Genomic DNA, 14,940 nt, shown 5'->3' with positions numbered 1-14,940 from the left:
TTTCTTTTCATAATTTCATACACAAATAAAATACCTGAATGGAATTTATAGACTACTACAAGGTTCTTGGGCTGGACAAAAGCGCAACGGCAGCCGATATTAAAAAAGCATATCGCAAACTTGCTAGAAAACATCACCCAGATTTAAACCCAAACGATAAAACAGCACAACAAAAATTTCAGCAGATAAATGAGGCAAACGAAGTTTTGAGCGATCCTGAAAATCGCAAAAAATATGACCAATATGGAAAAGATTGGCAACACGCCGATGCTTTTGAGAAAGCCAAACAACAGCAGGGCTCGCAAGGATTTGGTGGACAGAGAACTTATTCCGGCGGAGGACAAGGATTTGACGATAGCCAGTTTTCAGACTTTTTTGAATCTATGTTTGGCGGTGGCCATAGCCGTGGTGGTGGAAGTAGCAGGCAAACTGCACAGTTTAAAGGTCAGGACTTGAACGCAACACTTCGATTGAATTTGACCGATGTTCTTCAAAGCCAGAAACAAACCATCAGCTTAGGAGACAAAAAAATTAGAATAACAATTCCAGCTGGAGTTGAGGATGGGCAAACCCTAAAAATTAAAGGGTACGGTGGCGAAGGAATGAACGGCGGGCCAAAAGGCGATTTATTTATAACTTTTGAAATTTTCAACAACACCCGTTTTAAAAGGTTGGAAAGCGATATTTATTCAACTGAAGAAATTTCACTTTACACCGCACTTTTAGGTGGTGAAATTACGGTTGAAACGCTCACAGGAAAAGTGAAGCTGAACGTAAAACCTGAAACCCAAAACGACACAAAAGTAAAATTGAAAGGCAAAGGATTGCCCAAATACAAAAAGGAAGATCAACACGGCGATCTGTTTATCACATATAAAATTGTGCTCCCCAACAATCTTTCGGACAAAGAAAAAGAACTTTTTACTGAACTTTCAAAACTGAGATAATGGCAAGAGAAAAATATATATTGGTTAGGCACTACTGCAAACATGCACAGGTTGAAGATGCTTTTGTAAATCGGCTTCACGAATACGGATTGATTGCTTTTGAAGAAAAGGAAAACGACCTTTTTATTGATGAAAAAGATATTTCGGAAATTGAAAGGATGTTTCGACTTCACAACGATTTAGGCATCAATTTTGAAGGCTTAGACGCTATAAAACAGATGCTAAAGCGCTTAAATAAAATAGAAAAAGAAATGAGTTTATACAAAAAGAGACTAAAATTGTATGAATAGGCGTTTATATAACTTATTTAAACTTTTATAATTGATATTCTCCCTTTTTATATGATCAAAACAATTTTATTGTTCTTCTCTTTTTTTCCTGCTTTTATTTATTCACAGCAAATTGATACAATTAAAAAAAACAATTCGGCATTGCTTTCTTTTCAATCATTTACTCTAAATGAACCAACTCCTCAAAATTTTAGCTACAATTTAAAAAAAGAAAGCACATTTAGTGTTTTAAAAAACAATCCAACTTATGAATGGAAGTGGCTGCGCGATGGTATTTGGACTGGAGCAGGCATTAGCGTTAGCACAGCCGGGTTAATACTTTCAAGCAGCAAAAATGGATTGTCATTGGCAGACCAAGAAAAATTTTTAAATAATGCAAGTCTTCAAAAAGAAATTGACAAAATTTCGTCAATAGATAGATGGGCAGCTGGAAAACATTCAGAAAGCGCACGCTCTTTAAGTGATGCTATTTTATACACTTCTCTTACTGCTCCTATAGCACTGCTTTTCAATGACAATATTAACGCCCAAGCAGGAGAATACATTGCCATCTATATTGAAAGTTTGGCCACTTCTTCCGCTTTATACTCCTTAACAGCTAGATTTGTGGATAAAAGTCGCCCTTTTGTTTATGACAATAGCGGCGAGACTTCAAATTATAAACGGTTTAATAATAGTGGGCAGCGTTCATTCTATTCGGGACATGTTGCAGCTACTGCAACTGCAACCTTTTTTGCGGCAAAAGCATATTGTGATTTTAATCCAGATACTAATGGAAAAGGATTTATTTGGGCTGGAGCAGCAACAATACCAGCAGTTGTTGGGTATCTAAGGATAGAATCTGGACAACACTTTTTAACAGACGTGGCTTTAGGCTATGCCTTAGGCGCAGCTACTGGAATTTTAGTGCCGGAACTACATAAGAAAAAGTACGAAAACATAGAGATCTACCCAAGCTCCAGTACTAGCTTTAATGGGGAAAAACTTAATGGAATGACTTTTAGGTATACTTTTTAAAGAAATCTTTAAAAAGTAAGCTACACTAATTCAACTGCTGTTTTAAACATTAAATCTAAAGTGCATCACATCGCCATCTTTCACGATGTATTCCTTCCCTTCTACTCCCATCTTTCCAGCTTCTTTCACTTTTGCCTCGCTGCCATAGGTTACGAAGTCGTCATACTTTATAACTTCGGCACGAATGAAACCTTTTTCAAAATCTGTGTGAATTACACCTGCAGCTTGCGGTGCCGTAGCGCCAACAGGAATGGTCCAAGCGCGTACTTCCTTCACACCAGCGGTAAAATAGGTTTGAAGGTTCAATAATTTATAGGCGCTTCTAATCAATTTTGCGGAACCTGCCTCATCCAGCCCCAAATCTTCTAAGAACATCTGGCGTTCTTCAAAAGTTTCCAGTTCGGTAATATCAGCTTCGGTGCCTACTGCCAACACCAAAACTTCGGCGTTTTCGCCAGCAACTGCTGCTTTTACTTTTTCAACATAAGCATTTCCAGTTGCAGCTGATCCTTCATCTACATTACAAACATACATTACGGGTTTGTCTGTGATAAATTGAGCGTCCACTATAAATTCTTCTCTTTCACTTTCGGTTAAATCGATGGCTCGAACTGAAACTCCAGCTTCCAAACCAGCTTTTACTTTCAATAAAGCCGTTTCTTCTTTTTGAGCTTCCTTATTGCCTGTGCGTGCAGCGCGTTTTACTTTTTCTAGCTTTTTGTCCACGGTTTCCAAATCCTTCAACTGAAGTTCAATATCAATCGTCTCCTTATCGCGTATTGGGTTTATGTTTCCATCCACGTGAACAATATTATCATTATCAAAACAACGCAATACGTGTAGAATTGCATCGGTTTCGCGAATGTTGCTCAAAAACTGATTCCCTAAACCTTCGCCTTTGCTTGCACCTTTTACCAATCCGGCAATGTCAACTATTTCAACAGTTGCGGGTAATACACGTTCCGGATTTACCAATTCTTCTAATTTCAACAAACGTTTGTCAGGAACGTTCACCACGCCCACATTTGGCTCGATGGTACAAAAAGGGAAGTTAGCACTTTGTGCTTTTGCATTCGACAAACAATTAAATAGAGTGGATTTTCCTACGTTTGGCAATCCTACGATACCTGCTTTCATTTATTATATTTTTTTCAGGGTGCAAATATACATCTTCAAAGCAGACTTTTCATATTTGATTTGAAATGCTTTGCTGAAAAAGATTGGGTTTTATTTCACTAAAGATTCACAAGAATTTAACGATAATAGCACTATGTTTACCCTTTAAACCTTAAATAACCAATAATTATGAAAAAATTAATGATGAGCCTAGCTGTTGCAGTTTTAAGCATTGCAGGTATTCAAGCACAAGTAAATAAATCAATAAAAGAAGAATCTACCACGAAACGCGTGATTACAAGAGATGGTAGCGATGTGAAAGTAATGGAAACAAAAGACATCGATACTGAATCAGGAGCTCTTATTATAGAAGACAGTAATAAAATTGACAGAAATTTTAGTGAGGTTACCAAAGAAGATAGCGACAAGAAAGTTTTAGTAGATGAAGTATATGTAGACGCGCAAAATGAGGCAATGATTGCTGAAAAAAAGAAACAGCAACAAGCTCAACTTGAAGCCTCCAAAAAGGAACAGGCTGAAATAGCGGCCAAAAAGAAAATGGAATACGAAGCAAAACAAGCGCAAATGCAGAAAGAACTTGCCGAAAGAAGAGCCCAATTAGAATCAAGACCAAAAGGAATGTCTAAACTTAAAAAGGACTAAACTTTTATTTTAAATATTTAAAGAAAATCCATCGATGGTCTAACCTCGATGGATTTTTTTATTCTAAAGGATTTTATCGAGTGTTCTTTTATAAACTTCATGATTACCCAAATTATGGTGTGTCCCCTCGGGAATGCTTATGAAATTAAGTTTACCTTTTGTTGGGATTTTTGAAAGTTTCTCGCTGTTTTCATAGTTAACCACCAAATCATCGGTTCCGTGGAAAATTGTAACAGGGCACGACACTTCCTTTAAGTATTGATATGTGGGAAAATTAAACTTCAAAAACCAACTTACGGGATAGATCGGAAAACGCTCGCTCGCCAATTCATTTAAACTATAAAATGGTGCTTCGAGAATTAATTGTTTTGGATGGTTTTTGGCTGCCACATAAGTTGCAAAAGTAGTTCCCAAAGATCTACCGTAAACCACAATTTCGTCTTCCCGATAATTTTTCAGAAGTTCATCATAAAATAATTGGGCATCATTGTACAAAGCTTTTTGGCTTAGTTTTCCCGTACTTTTTCCATAAGTTCTATAATCCATAACCAGAACATCGTATTGGAGTTCAACGAATTTTTGAACTATCATACCCCATCGCGATAGCTCGCCGGCATTTCCGTGAAAATAAAGCACAACGCCTTTGGGATTTTCAGCTTTAAAATGAAGTGCATTCAGTATTGCACCATCTGGTGTTCTTAAATTGATTTCGTCAAAATTTTCCGGGAATGAATAGGAATAATCCTGCGGAAGCGATTCTGGCATAAAAATCATTTTTTCCTGCAAGAAATAGAGCCCAATAAATATGAGTGCATACAGCGAAGCAATTATTATTAGAAATTTCTTTAGTCGTCGAATCATTATCGTGAAGAATGTTTTACCCCTATGCTGGTAGTGGAAAGGTCTATTTCCATTGGTTTAGACTTGATGATTTCTGTCAATATTTTATGATAGGATTCAAAGTTGTTCAAATTTTTATGGCCTCCCCCTATTATTGGGTGCAATCGAGTGAGTTTTGCGTTTATCTGCGATAATTTCACACTACTACTAAAAGGTATCAACTTATCTTTTGTACCGTGGATTATGTGGATTGGACATTTTACGTATTTCAGCCATTTATAGGTTGGCATTGGGTATTTTAAAATAATTGAAAGCGGCATAAACGGCATATAACGTCCGGTTACTTTGGTTAAACTATAATACGGCGCATCGAGAATCAACATTTTTGGGCTGTTCATTGAAGCGAGTTTTGTAGCGAAGCCAGAACCCATAGAGCGCCCATAAATGATAATGTATTTTTCCCCCACCTTCTCCCGGATTTTGTTGTAAATAAACTGCAGATCATGCTTTATGGCTTTTTGCGAACGCTTGCCTGTGCTTTTCCCAAAGCCTCGATAATCTACCATAATTACATCATAATTGTTTCGGGTAAAATCCACAGCGAACTTCCCCCAACCCTTAATGCTTTTTGAGTTTCCTTTTAAATAAAGCACCACGCCTAGTGGTTTTTCAACACTAAAATGAAGCCCGTTAATAATGGCACCATCACGTGTTTCAATATTGTATTCTGAAACAGTTTGGTTTTCGTAATAAAAATTGAAGTCCTTCGGAAGTTTTTCAGGCTTGAACAAAAAATAGTCTTGAAGATAGTATAGCAATATACTTATGGCTGCGTAAGCCACAAGCACGATAACCAAAATATACAACCAAAGAGGCATAAATTTCATTTCTTATAAAAGTACAATATTATGATCTTCCCAATCAAATTTGATTGCTTATGTGCAAAACCTTGTTTATAAATTGTAAATAAAACCGACTAACGGATGAGTTAATGATTTAACTTTAACAAATAACTAACATTATAAACAACAAACCAATGAAAAAAATTACATTACTCTTGTTTTTTATCTGCGGAATTGCATTTTCGCAAATAAACGTTTCCGGAACAGTAACTGATGACTCCGGTGTTCCTCTTTCCTTCGTGAATGTAGTTGAAAAAGGAACTACAAACGGAACCACTACAACCATAGATGGTGATTTTACAATTGAAGTAAAAGACAATGCCACTTTAAGCTTTAGCTATGTTGGGTTTAATAACCTAGAAATTGAAGTGAATGGACAAACCAATATTCAAGTTACACTTTCTAATGGAGAATCCCTGGACGATGTTATGATAGTAGGTTCACGTAGTCCAAAAAGAACCGCCGTAAATTCTGCTTCTCCTATTGATGTGATAGATGTTGAATCCACAACATTGCAAGTAGGTAAAGTGGAAATAAACGAACTTTTGCAATATGCAGCACCTTCTTTTAATGCAAGCAAACAATCTGGGTCAGACGGAGCGGACCATATTGACCCTGCTTCACTGCGCGGTTTAGGACCAGACCAAACCTTGGTTTTAATAAATGGTAAAAGAAGACATCAGTCTTCATTAATAAACGTATTTGGAACCCGTGGACGTGGAAATACCGGTACCGACTTGAATGCAATTCCTGCAACCTCCATTAAACGAATAGAAATATTGCGTGATGGCGCTTCCGCACAATACGGTAGCGATGCTATTGCAGGTGTTATAAATATTGTTCTGAAAGACAATGTTGATGAATTATCGGGTAGCGTTTCCTACGGAGCCTATAGCAACAATGCAGATGTTGATACAAGCCCTTATACAGAGGACGCATATGGTCTTTGGAATACAGACGGTTACCGTCTAGACACCGAAAAAGATGGAAATGCAATTGGAAAGGATAAAAGTTTCGATGGAGGCTCTGTAAAATTCGGCGCTAACTACGGATTTGCTATTGGTGAAAAAGGTGGTTTCGCAAACTTTACTACTGAATACATCAATAAAAATAAGACTTTGCGACCTACTTTCGATTTCAGAAAAGGTTTTGGCGAAGCTGCCATTGAAGGTTTCAACTTAATGGGAAATGTTGGGATTCCGGTAGGCGAAAAAACTGAAATTTATGCTTTCGGAGGAAGAAATTACAGAGATACCGATGCGTATGCTTTCACTAGAAATGGTGGAAATCGCGTTGTTGACTCAATTTATCCAAATGGTTACACCCCAAGAATTACATCGATAATCACAGATAATTCAATAGTTGCAGGTGTTAAAACAGAAACTGATTCTGGATGGAAAGTGGATATAAGCAACGCCTATGGTATCAACAATTTTCATTACTATATAAAAGGTACATTGAATGCTTCCTTGGTAAATCTTTCCCCAACTGAATTTGATGCTGGAGGCCATACATTGTCACAAAACACGGTAAATTTAGATTTTTCAAAATATTACGATGATGTTTTGAGCGGAATGAACTTAGCCTTCGGGGCGGAATACAGAACGGAAAACTTTAAAATTTTCGCAGGCGAAGAGGGATCTTACGCAACATACGACGTTAATGGAGTACCCGTAAATGCAAATACCCCAGAAGAAGATATTGTAATTTATAGAGACAGGGACGGAAACCCGATTCTTGACGATGATGGCAAAATTCAGTTAAGGCCAGGTGGTTCTCAAGGTTTCCCTGGCTATGGCCCTGCAAACGAAGTAGACAGAAGCAGGTCAAACATTTCCGTATATGCCGACAGTGAATTTGATTTAAGCAAAGCCTTTTTAGTTAGCGTTGCCGGACGTTTTGAAAATTACAGCGACTTCGGAAGCACCATCAACGGAAAGCTTGCTATGCGTTTTAAAGCAACTGAAAATATTAATGTTAGAGGTTCTTTAAGCACTGGTTTTAGAGCACCTTCCTTAGCTCAGATTTATTATAATCTGCGTTTCACCAATTTTATTGGTGGCGTGGCTAGCGATCAATTATTATCACCCAACAATAGTCCCGTTACTGCTTCTTTTGGAATTGGTCCTTTAAAAGAAGAGAAATCCACAAATGCTGGTTTAGGCTTCACTACTAATTTCTCAAAATTTACCGCAACTGCAGATCTTTATTACATAGATGTAAGAGATAGGATTGTTTTGACGGGTAATTTTCCTGCCCCACAAATTGAAAATGTAGATTCTGCACAATTTTTCGCAAATGGTGTGAATACAGAAACTACAGGACTTGACCTTGTGCTGACGTATAAAGATAATTTTGATGACAATATTATTGGTGTCTCGGTTTTGGCGAATTTTAACAATATGGTAATCAAAGATGTGAAAAACGGAAATTTGGATGAGCAAACATTTTTTGGGGAAAGAGACAAAGCATTTTTATTGGCTTCTGCACCTGAAAGCAAATTGGTTGGAATCCTTACTTATGAAAGAAATTGGTTAAGTGCAGCATTAACTGTTACACGTTTTAGTGAGGTAGAACTTTTGGATTTCCAAATGTTTGAAGATCCTGCAGATTATGGTGGTTTTGAAAATCAAGTTATTGCAGCGACAGATACTTATTCAGCAAAATTTGTAACTGATTTAAATCTTGGTTTTGAGCTTTCAAAAAACATAAAACTGAACGTCGGTTCTAATAACCTTTTCAATATTTATCCTGACCAGCAAGATGACTGGACAGAAGGTGGTGGATATTGGGATTCAGTTCAAATGGGATTTAGCGGAGCATTTTATTATGCACGTATAAATTACAGCTTTTAGATTTAGAATTCCAGAACACTCTTAAAACCCCTCATAATCAAATTATTGAGGGGTTTTTAGATAAAGTTTGTGAAATGATTATCAAGGTTTTATGGCTTTTTAACATCTGCGATTCTTAACTTTGAGTCTAACAAATAAATACAACCATTATGAAAAAAGTATTGATGATTTTTGCATTAGCAGCATTTACAACTGCTTTTGCTCAAGATAATAAAAATAAAAGTGAACAAACCGAAACTGTTACCACCAAAGTAACCGTTAAGGACAGTAAAGGACTGCATACTGATGTGCAGGAGGTAACCAGAACAGAAAGTCAACCCATTAAACTAGATCCTAATGATGCTGGAAAAATGGATCAGGATTATAACCTTGGGGCTACAAAAGTGCAAACTGATGTAACCTATAATTCCAATAACCATAATTACATGTTTGAGAATGAAAAAAACGGTTATAAAATATATGACACTAAAGCAGGAGAAAAAATGAATGCTGCAATCTTGCGCCCTACTTCTAAAGAAGGATATTATATTATGTCACAAGCAGGAGATAATTCTTTTGGTTATTTTAACGAAGACGGAAATTTTGTAGTTGAAAGTTATAATCCTTCAACAGATGCGGTTGAAAAAACCATCTATAAGCTGGAGATTAAAAGTAAAACATCTATAAAGCAGAATAAAATGTAAATTTATTTACTATCCCCACAATGGAAATCGCCCCTCACACTTATGTTTGAGGGGCGATTTTTTTGATTTATATTTATGAAAAAAATAATCCAATGATTATCCTTTGTGCATAAATGCCTGCTTCGCCAATAGTGTTTCCTCGCTTTCTACATGGTCATCATCTGGTATACAGCAGTCAACAGGACATACAGCAGCACATTGTGGCTCATCGTGAAAGCCTTTGCACTCGGTACATTTATCGGGAACTATAAAGTATATTTCGTCGCTAACAGGCTCTTGGGCCTCGTTGGCATTTACTTGTTTTCCGCTTGGAAGCACTACTTTGCCATCTAAATCGGTGCCATCAGCATAGCGCCAATCATCCGCACCCTCATAGATTGCTGTATTAGGACATTCTGGCTCACAGGCACCACAGTTTATACATTCATCCGTTATAATAATTGCCATAGCTTTTACTTTTTCTAACTTTGCGCAAATTTAAACCCTATTAGGGTAACACCAAAATAAGTATGCAATTAAAACAAAGAATTAACGCTTTTATCAAATTAGGGAAATTTCTCCGTGAAACTGAGGTTGAAACTGAAGCTGAAAAAGTTCTGAAAAAAGCTCAAGCAGAAAACGGATGGTTTACTCAGGAAAATATAAAATTTGCTCTAAAAAGCTGGGCAGAGGCACTTTCCGAAGAAAACCTGCAACAATGGGTTTCAAATTATAAAATTGAAGAAACTACACCGAAAGCCATTGCAGTTGTTATGGCTGGAAACATTCCACTCGTGGGCTTTCACGATTTTATTTCGGTTCTGATTACAGGAAATAAAGTTCTAACAAAACTTTCTTCAACAGATAAGACGCTCCTTCCTTTTCTTGCAAACTATTTAATTTCCATTGAGCCAGAATTCAAAAATTATATAGAATTTACAGAAGGAAAGCTTGAAAATTTTGATGCAGTAATCGCCACAGGTAGCAATAATACGGCACGCTATTTTGATTATTATTTTGGAAAATATCCAAACATCATTCGCAAAAACAGAAACTCGGTTGCAGTCTTGACCGGAACTGAAACCGATGCAGATTTAAAGCTACTCGCCGATGATATTTTTACATATTTTGGTCTTGGTTGCCGCAATGTTTCAAAATTATATGTTTCCGAAAATTATGACTTTGAAAAATTTTTCAAGGCAATGTTCAGTTGGAAAGAAATAATCCACAACCACAAATACATCAACAATTACGACTACAACAAAGCCGTTTATTTAATGGACAGCTTCCCGTTGCTGGACAATGAGTTTATGTTACTTAAAGAAGACACTGGCTTCTCCTCTCCTATTTCCGTGGTTTTTTATGAAAAATATGGTTCTTTGGAAACCCTACAAAAAGAACTAAATGCACAATCTGAAAACATACAGTGTTTCGTTTCAAAAGCTGGTTTACCCAATGAAATATACTACGGAAAAGCACAAAACCCCCAATTATGGGATTATGCCGACGGCGTGGACACGGTTGATTTCCTGTTGAAACTTCCTTGATAAAATATTTGTTATTCACAAATTTTTAGTAGCATAATCCGCATCTTTGTAGTATAAATTTTCATGCGATGCAAAAACATAATTTTAGTGCAGGACCCTGCATTTTGCCACAATCCGTTTTGCAAAAATCTGCCGAAGCGGTTTTAAATTTCAACGACCTAAACCTTTCCCTGATCGAAATCTCCCACCGGAGCAAGGATTTTGTGGAAGTGATGGATAACGCTCGCAATCTTGCTTTGGAGCATTTGGGTCTTCAAAATAAAGGATACCAAGCCCTATTTCTGCAAGGCGGTGCAAGTCTTGAATTTTTAATGGTTGCTTACAACCTTTTGGAAAAGAAAGCAGCTTATTTAAACACAGGAACTTGGAGCGATAAAGCTATAAAAGAAGCTAAATTGTTAGGTGAAGTTGTAGAAGTTGCCACTTCAAAAAGTGAAAATTTCAACTTTATTCCTAAAAATTACACCGTGCCGAAAGATGCAGATTATTTTCACTGCACCAGCAACAACACCATTTTTGGGACGCAAATGCAAAGCTTCCCAGAAACCAAAATTCCAATGGTCTGCGATATGAGTAGCGATATTTTTTCACGCCAGCTCGATTTTTCAAAATTTAGTTTGATTTATGCGGGGGCACAGAAAAATATGGGCCCAGCGGGAACAACTTTGGTTGTGGTAAAAGAAGATATTCTCGGGAAGGTTTCACGTGTTATTCCTTCTATGCTGAACTATAAAATTCATATTGACAAAGAAAGCATGTTCAACACCCCAGCGGTTTTCCCAGTATATGTTTCCATGTTGACACTACAATGGCTGAAGGATTTGGGCGGTATTTCAGCAATAGAAAAAATAAACAACCAAAAAGCCGAACTTCTTTATAATGAAATAGATCGAAATCCGTTATTTGAAGGCTTCGTGACCAAAAAAGAAGACCGTTCAAAAATGAACGCTACCTTCAACTTAAGAAATGACCAATTAAAGGCAACCTTTGACGATCACTTAAAACAAACCGGCATCAACGGCCTGAATGGCCACCGAAGTGTTGGTGGTTATCGTGCTTCAATGTACAACGCCCTGCCGTTGGAAAGCGTACAGGTTTTGGTAGATATTATGCAATCAATTGAAAAAGGAGCATAGCCCTAAAAGGGAACAACTGACCGTAAAGATGTTGCTGTGCAACATTCAATAATAGAAAATAATAATAGTCAATAAAATATATGAAGGTATTAGCAAACGATGGAATTTCACAAAGCGGAATAGATGCATTGAAAGATGCTGGTTTTGAAGTAATAACAGTTCAAGTGGCGCAGGAACAGCTTCAAAATTACATCAACGAACATAAAATTGAAGTGCTTTTGGTGCGCAGTGCCACAAAGGTGCGTAAAGATATAATTGACAATTGCCCTTCGTTAAAAATCATCGGTCGTGGTGGTGTGGGAATGGATAATATTGATGTGGACTACGCCCTTGAAAACGGGATTAATATAATAAATACTCCCGCAGCTTCTTCAGAATCGGTAGCCGAACTTGTCTTTGCACATTTATTTGGTGGTGTAAGGTTTCTGCACGATTCCAACCGGAATATGCCTTTGGATGGCGACACTAAATTCAAAGAGCTAAAGAAAAATTATGGAGCAGGCCGCGAACTACGTGGAAAAACATTGGGAATTATAGGTTTTGGAAGAATAGGACGCCAAGTGGCAAAAATAGCCTTGGGCTGTGGTATGAATGTAATTGCCAGCGATCATAAAGTGGGAGAAGCAGACATCACACTTGATTTTTACGACGGACAAAAAATAACTTTAAAAATAAAGACCGAACCAGTAGATCAATTAATCAAGCACAGTGATTTTATAAGTTTGCATGTTCCTTCCCAATCTGGATACATAATAGGCAAAGAAGAAATTTCAAAAATGAAGGTCGGCGTGGGTATCGTTAACGCTGCACGTGGTGGGATACTTGATGAAAATGCACTGTTAGATGGTATTGAAGATGGAAAAATTTCGTTTGCGGCACTTGATGTTTTTGAAAATGAACCTACTCCGTCAATAAAAATTCTTATGTGCGATAAAATTTCACTTACGCCACACATTGGTGCGGCAACAGACGAAGCACAAGACAGGATTGGAACAGAACTGGCCAACCAGATTATTTCTATTTTGCGCAAGTAATGTAGTGTTTTCAAATTTTTTATCTCCACAGTTCTTGTTGATTTTGATTAACTTACGCTCTTAATTTTAACATAAAGCAAATGTCAGGAATTTTAGACTTATTGAACAGTGACCTCGGAAAACAAATTATTGGCGGCATAAGCCAAGAAACAAATCAACCCGCAGATAAAACCGCTTCGGTTGTATCCATGGCAATGCCAATACTTTTAGGCGCTATGAAGCGTAATGCAAGTAGTGAAGGTGGTGCAGCCAATTTAATGAATGCTTTAAACAACAAGCACGATGGCAGCATTCTGGACAATTTAGGTGGCCTTTTTGGAGGTGGCGTTAATGAAGACGTAAAACAAGATGGCCTAGGTATTTTAGGACACGTTTTGGGAGGCTCTCAAAACAATGCGGTTCAAGCGCTTTCTCAAAAATCTGGATTAGATACTAATAGTGTTATGCAGATTTTGCAAGTGGCAGCACCTATTCTATTAGGTTATTTAGGCAAACAAAAAAAGCAGCAAAACGTAAATTCAGATTCCGGAATTGGTGACTTACTCGGAGGCCTAATGGGTGGCGGCAGTAAGCAACCACAGCAGCAATCACTTATTGAATCTATGCTGGACGGCAATAACGACGGAAGTGTTATTGACGATATTGCTGGAATGGTACTCGGTGGAGGTAACAAGAAAAAAGGTGGTCTTGGCGGCCTTTTGGGTAGTTTTTTTGGAAAGTAAAATTTTTATTCAATTATAAAAAATACCGTTCATTTTTATCAAGAACGGTATTTTTTTTAAATGAAAGTAAAATCCCTTATGCTTTGTGCTACATTGCTTAACTTTGTAAAAATTAATTTTATGAAAAATATTCTTATCATAGCTGCATTTTGTGTTGCATTATACAGTTGCGGAACTGGAAATAAAGCCATGAATAATTCGTCTGCAGACAATACAGAAAAAGATACTATACGCATAGCAAACGATAGTCTCGAATATGAAATAATGATAATAGAGCCAGGATTTGAATCTTGGCTTGCTTCCCAACCACCCCGTGGATTTTACGGTCAATCCCTTTTGGAATCCAAAAACCGTTCGTTCGTTTCTGAATATAACAACCGTGTGCTTCAGCCAGCCCGATATTTCCCTAATTTATACACTGAGCAAATAAACTATGATCCCACTGTAGATTATGGCTATGAAGTAAATTATCTACTCTATAATTACTTTGTATATTTTCAGAATAAGTACAATCAAAAATTCATAGGCGGAAGAAATTGAAAAAGCTAAAAACACGTTGGAACATCAAAACCAACGGACAACTTTTTATTGTATTTCTTGTTTTTGCCATTACGGGAAGTTCCGCGGCAAAGCTTGCAGCACCAATCACAGATTTGCTCGAAATAAAGAGAGAAATGGGCTGGTACATTTATTGGCCGTTCAGAATTTTGATAATTTTCCCAATTTATCAGGTGCTTCTGGTTTTTTTCGGTTGGGTGTTTGGAGAGTTTGCTTTTTTTTGGAACTTTGTAAAGAAAATGCTACGCGGGATGGGTCTCGGGTTTTTATTTAATTAATGAAAAAAAATATAAAGGAAATATTACGGATTTTTACGGTTGCGATTTTTTCGTTGGCGCTACTACTTCCTACTGCCGTAAAATTTGCACATACTCTTGAGGGTCACGAACATCAGGCTTGTACCGATTTTTCTGTACATATTCACAAAAAACAACTGGATTGCTCAATATGTGATTTTCACTTTTCAATATTTGATTTTAAACCTCAAGAACTCCCTGAATTTTCAGTCCTAAATGGTTTTCAAAAAACGGAAACTGTTTATTTATTACCTAAATTCAATAAAAATACTTCTCATTATTTCCTAAGAGGACCTCCGCAATTTTCTTGATTTCTTAACACTCCAATTACTCTACAATTAATTTTTTAAAATCA

The 14,940-nt window shown here is 37.0% G+C and carries 17 protein-coding genes; 13 read left to right on the top strand and 4 right to left on the bottom strand.

Annotated features, from left to right (window positions below; translation table 11 throughout):
* Positions 1 to 38 precede the first annotated feature (38 nt).
* Genes ESU54_RS03070 through ESU54_RS03060 form a run of 3 tightly spaced genes read left to right on the top strand, consistent with a single transcriptional unit; the run spans position 39 to position 2,254 of the window.
* Positions 39 to 947, top strand: coding sequence for a DnaJ C-terminal domain-containing protein (locus ESU54_RS03070; RefSeq protein WP_111843680.1), 909 nt, complete (start codon positions 39 to 41; stop codon positions 945 to 947).
* Entirely contained in the window at positions 947 to 1,237 is a 291-nt protein-coding gene (locus tag ESU54_RS03065) for a chaperone modulator CbpM (RefSeq protein ID WP_111843679.1), read from the top strand. Before ESU54_RS03070 ends, ESU54_RS03065 begins: the two co-directional genes overlap by 1 nt.
* 51 nt (positions 1,238 to 1,288) lie before the next feature.
* A complete protein-coding gene (locus ESU54_RS03060; RefSeq protein WP_111843678.1) occupies positions 1,289 to 2,254 on the top strand; it encodes a phosphatase PAP2 family protein in 966 nt (321 codons plus the stop codon).
* A gap of 42 nt (positions 2,255 to 2,296) precedes the next feature.
* On the opposite strand, the gene ychF is transcribed toward ESU54_RS03060, so the two are convergent.
* Entirely contained in the window at positions 2,297 to 3,391 is a 1,095-nt protein-coding gene (gene ychF / locus ESU54_RS03055; protein WP_111843677.1) for a redox-regulated ATPase YchF, read from the bottom strand.
* Positions 3,392 to 3,559: 168 nt separating this feature from the next.
* Between ychF and ESU54_RS03050 the strand changes: the two genes are divergently transcribed.
* A complete protein-coding gene (locus ESU54_RS03050; protein WP_111843676.1) occupies positions 3,560 to 4,033 on the top strand; it encodes a hypothetical protein in 474 nt (157 codons plus the stop codon).
* A gap of 63 nt (positions 4,034 to 4,096) precedes the next feature.
* Here ESU54_RS03050 and ESU54_RS03045 read toward each other — a convergent pair whose 3' ends face one another.
* Both ESU54_RS03045 and ESU54_RS03040 read right to left on the bottom strand, forming a co-directional pair.
* Positions 4,097 to 4,894 (bottom strand): alpha/beta hydrolase, encoded by a 798-nt coding sequence (locus ESU54_RS03045; protein WP_111843675.1) that lies wholly within the window; start codon positions 4,892 to 4,894, stop codon positions 4,097 to 4,099.
* The gene (locus ESU54_RS03040; protein ID WP_111843967.1) at positions 4,894 to 5,751 is read right to left on the bottom strand and encodes an alpha/beta hydrolase; all 858 of its coding nucleotides are present in this window, start codon (positions 5,749 to 5,751) and stop codon (positions 4,894 to 4,896) included. Before ESU54_RS03040 ends, ESU54_RS03045 begins: the two co-directional genes overlap by 1 nt.
* A gap of 158 nt (positions 5,752 to 5,909) precedes the next feature.
* On the opposite strand from ESU54_RS03040, the gene ESU54_RS03035 reads away from it, so the two are divergent.
* Positions 5,910 to 8,630 carry a TonB-dependent receptor gene (locus ESU54_RS03035; protein WP_111843674.1) on the top strand — a complete coding sequence of 907 codons (2,721 nt, stop codon included), beginning with the start codon at positions 5,910 to 5,912 and terminating at the stop codon, positions 8,628 to 8,630.
* A gap of 149 nt (positions 8,631 to 8,779) precedes the next feature.
* Positions 8,780 to 9,313 carry a hypothetical protein gene (locus tag ESU54_RS03030; RefSeq protein ID WP_111843673.1) on the top strand — a complete coding sequence of 178 codons (534 nt, stop codon included), beginning with the start codon at positions 8,780 to 8,782 and terminating at the stop codon, positions 9,311 to 9,313.
* 96 nt (positions 9,314 to 9,409) lie between these two features.
* On the opposite strand, the gene ESU54_RS03025 is transcribed toward ESU54_RS03030, so the two are convergent.
* Positions 9,410 to 9,760 (bottom strand): 4Fe-4S dicluster domain-containing protein, encoded by a 351-nt coding sequence (locus tag ESU54_RS03025; protein ID WP_111843672.1) that lies wholly within the window; start codon positions 9,758 to 9,760, stop codon positions 9,410 to 9,412.
* A gap of 62 nt (positions 9,761 to 9,822) precedes the next feature.
* Here ESU54_RS03025 and ESU54_RS03020 point away from each other — a divergent pair, with 62 nt between their 5' ends.
* From ESU54_RS03020 to ESU54_RS02990, 7 genes are all read left to right on the top strand, one after another.
* The gene (locus tag ESU54_RS03020) at positions 9,823 to 10,839 is read left to right on the top strand and encodes an acyl-CoA reductase (RefSeq protein WP_111843671.1); all 1,017 of its coding nucleotides are present in this window, start codon (positions 9,823 to 9,825) and stop codon (positions 10,837 to 10,839) included.
* 68 nt (positions 10,840 to 10,907) lie between these two features.
* Positions 10,908 to 11,975 (top strand): 3-phosphoserine/phosphohydroxythreonine transaminase, encoded by a 1,068-nt coding sequence (gene serC, locus ESU54_RS03015; RefSeq protein WP_111843670.1) that lies wholly within the window; start codon positions 10,908 to 10,910, stop codon positions 11,973 to 11,975.
* A gap of 80 nt (positions 11,976 to 12,055) precedes the next feature.
* Positions 12,056 to 13,009 (top strand): D-2-hydroxyacid dehydrogenase, encoded by a 954-nt coding sequence (locus tag ESU54_RS03010; protein WP_111843669.1) that lies wholly within the window; start codon positions 12,056 to 12,058, stop codon positions 13,007 to 13,009.
* Between the two features lie 80 nt (positions 13,010 to 13,089).
* A complete protein-coding gene (locus ESU54_RS03005) occupies positions 13,090 to 13,731 on the top strand; it encodes a DUF937 domain-containing protein (RefSeq protein WP_111843668.1) in 642 nt (213 codons plus the stop codon).
* A 120-nt stretch (positions 13,732 to 13,851) separates the two neighbouring features.
* Positions 13,852 to 14,271: a DUF6146 family protein gene (locus ESU54_RS03000; RefSeq protein WP_170253253.1), complete on the top strand. Its 420-nt coding sequence runs from the start codon at positions 13,852 to 13,854 to the stop codon at positions 14,269 to 14,271.
* Complete coding sequence (locus ESU54_RS02995; RefSeq protein WP_111843666.1) at positions 14,268 to 14,567, top strand: DUF6787 family protein; 300 nt, start codon at positions 14,268 to 14,270, stop codon at positions 14,565 to 14,567. The genes ESU54_RS03000 and ESU54_RS02995 overlap by 4 nt, the downstream gene beginning before the upstream one ends.
* On the top strand, positions 14,567 to 14,896 hold the full coding sequence (locus tag ESU54_RS02990; protein ID WP_111843665.1) for a hypothetical protein: 330 nt from the start codon (positions 14,567 to 14,569) through the stop codon (positions 14,894 to 14,896). Before ESU54_RS02995 ends, ESU54_RS02990 begins: the two co-directional genes overlap by 1 nt.
* Positions 14,897 to 14,940: the final 44 nt, after the last annotated feature.

The organism is Aequorivita antarctica, from assembly GCF_007997155.1.
Lineage (GTDB): Bacteria > Bacteroidota > Bacteroidia > Flavobacteriales > Flavobacteriaceae > Aequorivita > Aequorivita antarctica.
Note: the sequence above shows the minus strand (reverse complement) of the source record. Positions and strands in the feature narration are given on the sequence as shown.

Bases quoted from the DNA above. Each gene is read 5' to 3' on its own strand.
- ESU54_RS03070 (WP_111843680.1), top strand. From the start codon at position 39: ATGGAATTTATAGACTACTACAAGGTTCTTGGGCTGGACAAAAGCGCA.
- ESU54_RS03065 (WP_111843679.1), top strand. From the start codon at position 947: ATGGCAAGAGAAAAATATATATTGGTTAGGCACTACTGCAAACATGCA.
- ESU54_RS03060 (WP_111843678.1), top strand. From the start codon at position 1,289: ATGATCAAAACAATTTTATTGTTCTTCTCTTTTTTTCCTGCTTTTATT.
- ychF (WP_111843677.1), bottom strand. From the start codon at position 3,391: ATGAAAGCAGGTATCGTAGGATTGCCAAACGTAGGAAAATCCACTCTA.
- ESU54_RS03050 (WP_111843676.1), top strand. From the start codon at position 3,560: ATGAAAAAATTAATGATGAGCCTAGCTGTTGCAGTTTTAAGCATTGCA.
- ESU54_RS03045 (WP_111843675.1), bottom strand. From the start codon at position 4,894: ATGATTCGACGACTAAAGAAATTTCTAATAATAATTGCTTCGCTGTAT.
- ESU54_RS03040 (WP_111843967.1), bottom strand. From the start codon at position 5,751: ATGCCTCTTTGGTTGTATATTTTGGTTATCGTGCTTGTGGCTTACGCA.
- ESU54_RS03035 (WP_111843674.1), top strand. From the start codon at position 5,910: ATGAAAAAAATTACATTACTCTTGTTTTTTATCTGCGGAATTGCATTT.
- ESU54_RS03030 (WP_111843673.1), top strand. From the start codon at position 8,780: ATGAAAAAAGTATTGATGATTTTTGCATTAGCAGCATTTACAACTGCT.
- ESU54_RS03025 (WP_111843672.1), bottom strand. From the start codon at position 9,760: ATGGCAATTATTATAACGGATGAATGTATAAACTGTGGTGCCTGTGAG.
- ESU54_RS03020 (WP_111843671.1), top strand. From the start codon at position 9,823: ATGCAATTAAAACAAAGAATTAACGCTTTTATCAAATTAGGGAAATTT.
- serC (WP_111843670.1), top strand. From the start codon at position 10,908: ATGCAAAAACATAATTTTAGTGCAGGACCCTGCATTTTGCCACAATCC.
- ESU54_RS03010 (WP_111843669.1), top strand. From the start codon at position 12,056: ATGAAGGTATTAGCAAACGATGGAATTTCACAAAGCGGAATAGATGCA.
- ESU54_RS03005 (WP_111843668.1), top strand. From the start codon at position 13,090: ATGTCAGGAATTTTAGACTTATTGAACAGTGACCTCGGAAAACAAATT.
- ESU54_RS03000 (WP_170253253.1), top strand. From the start codon at position 13,852: ATGAAAAATATTCTTATCATAGCTGCATTTTGTGTTGCATTATACAGT.
- ESU54_RS02990 (WP_111843665.1), top strand. From the start codon at position 14,567: ATGAAAAAAAATATAAAGGAAATATTACGGATTTTTACGGTTGCGATT.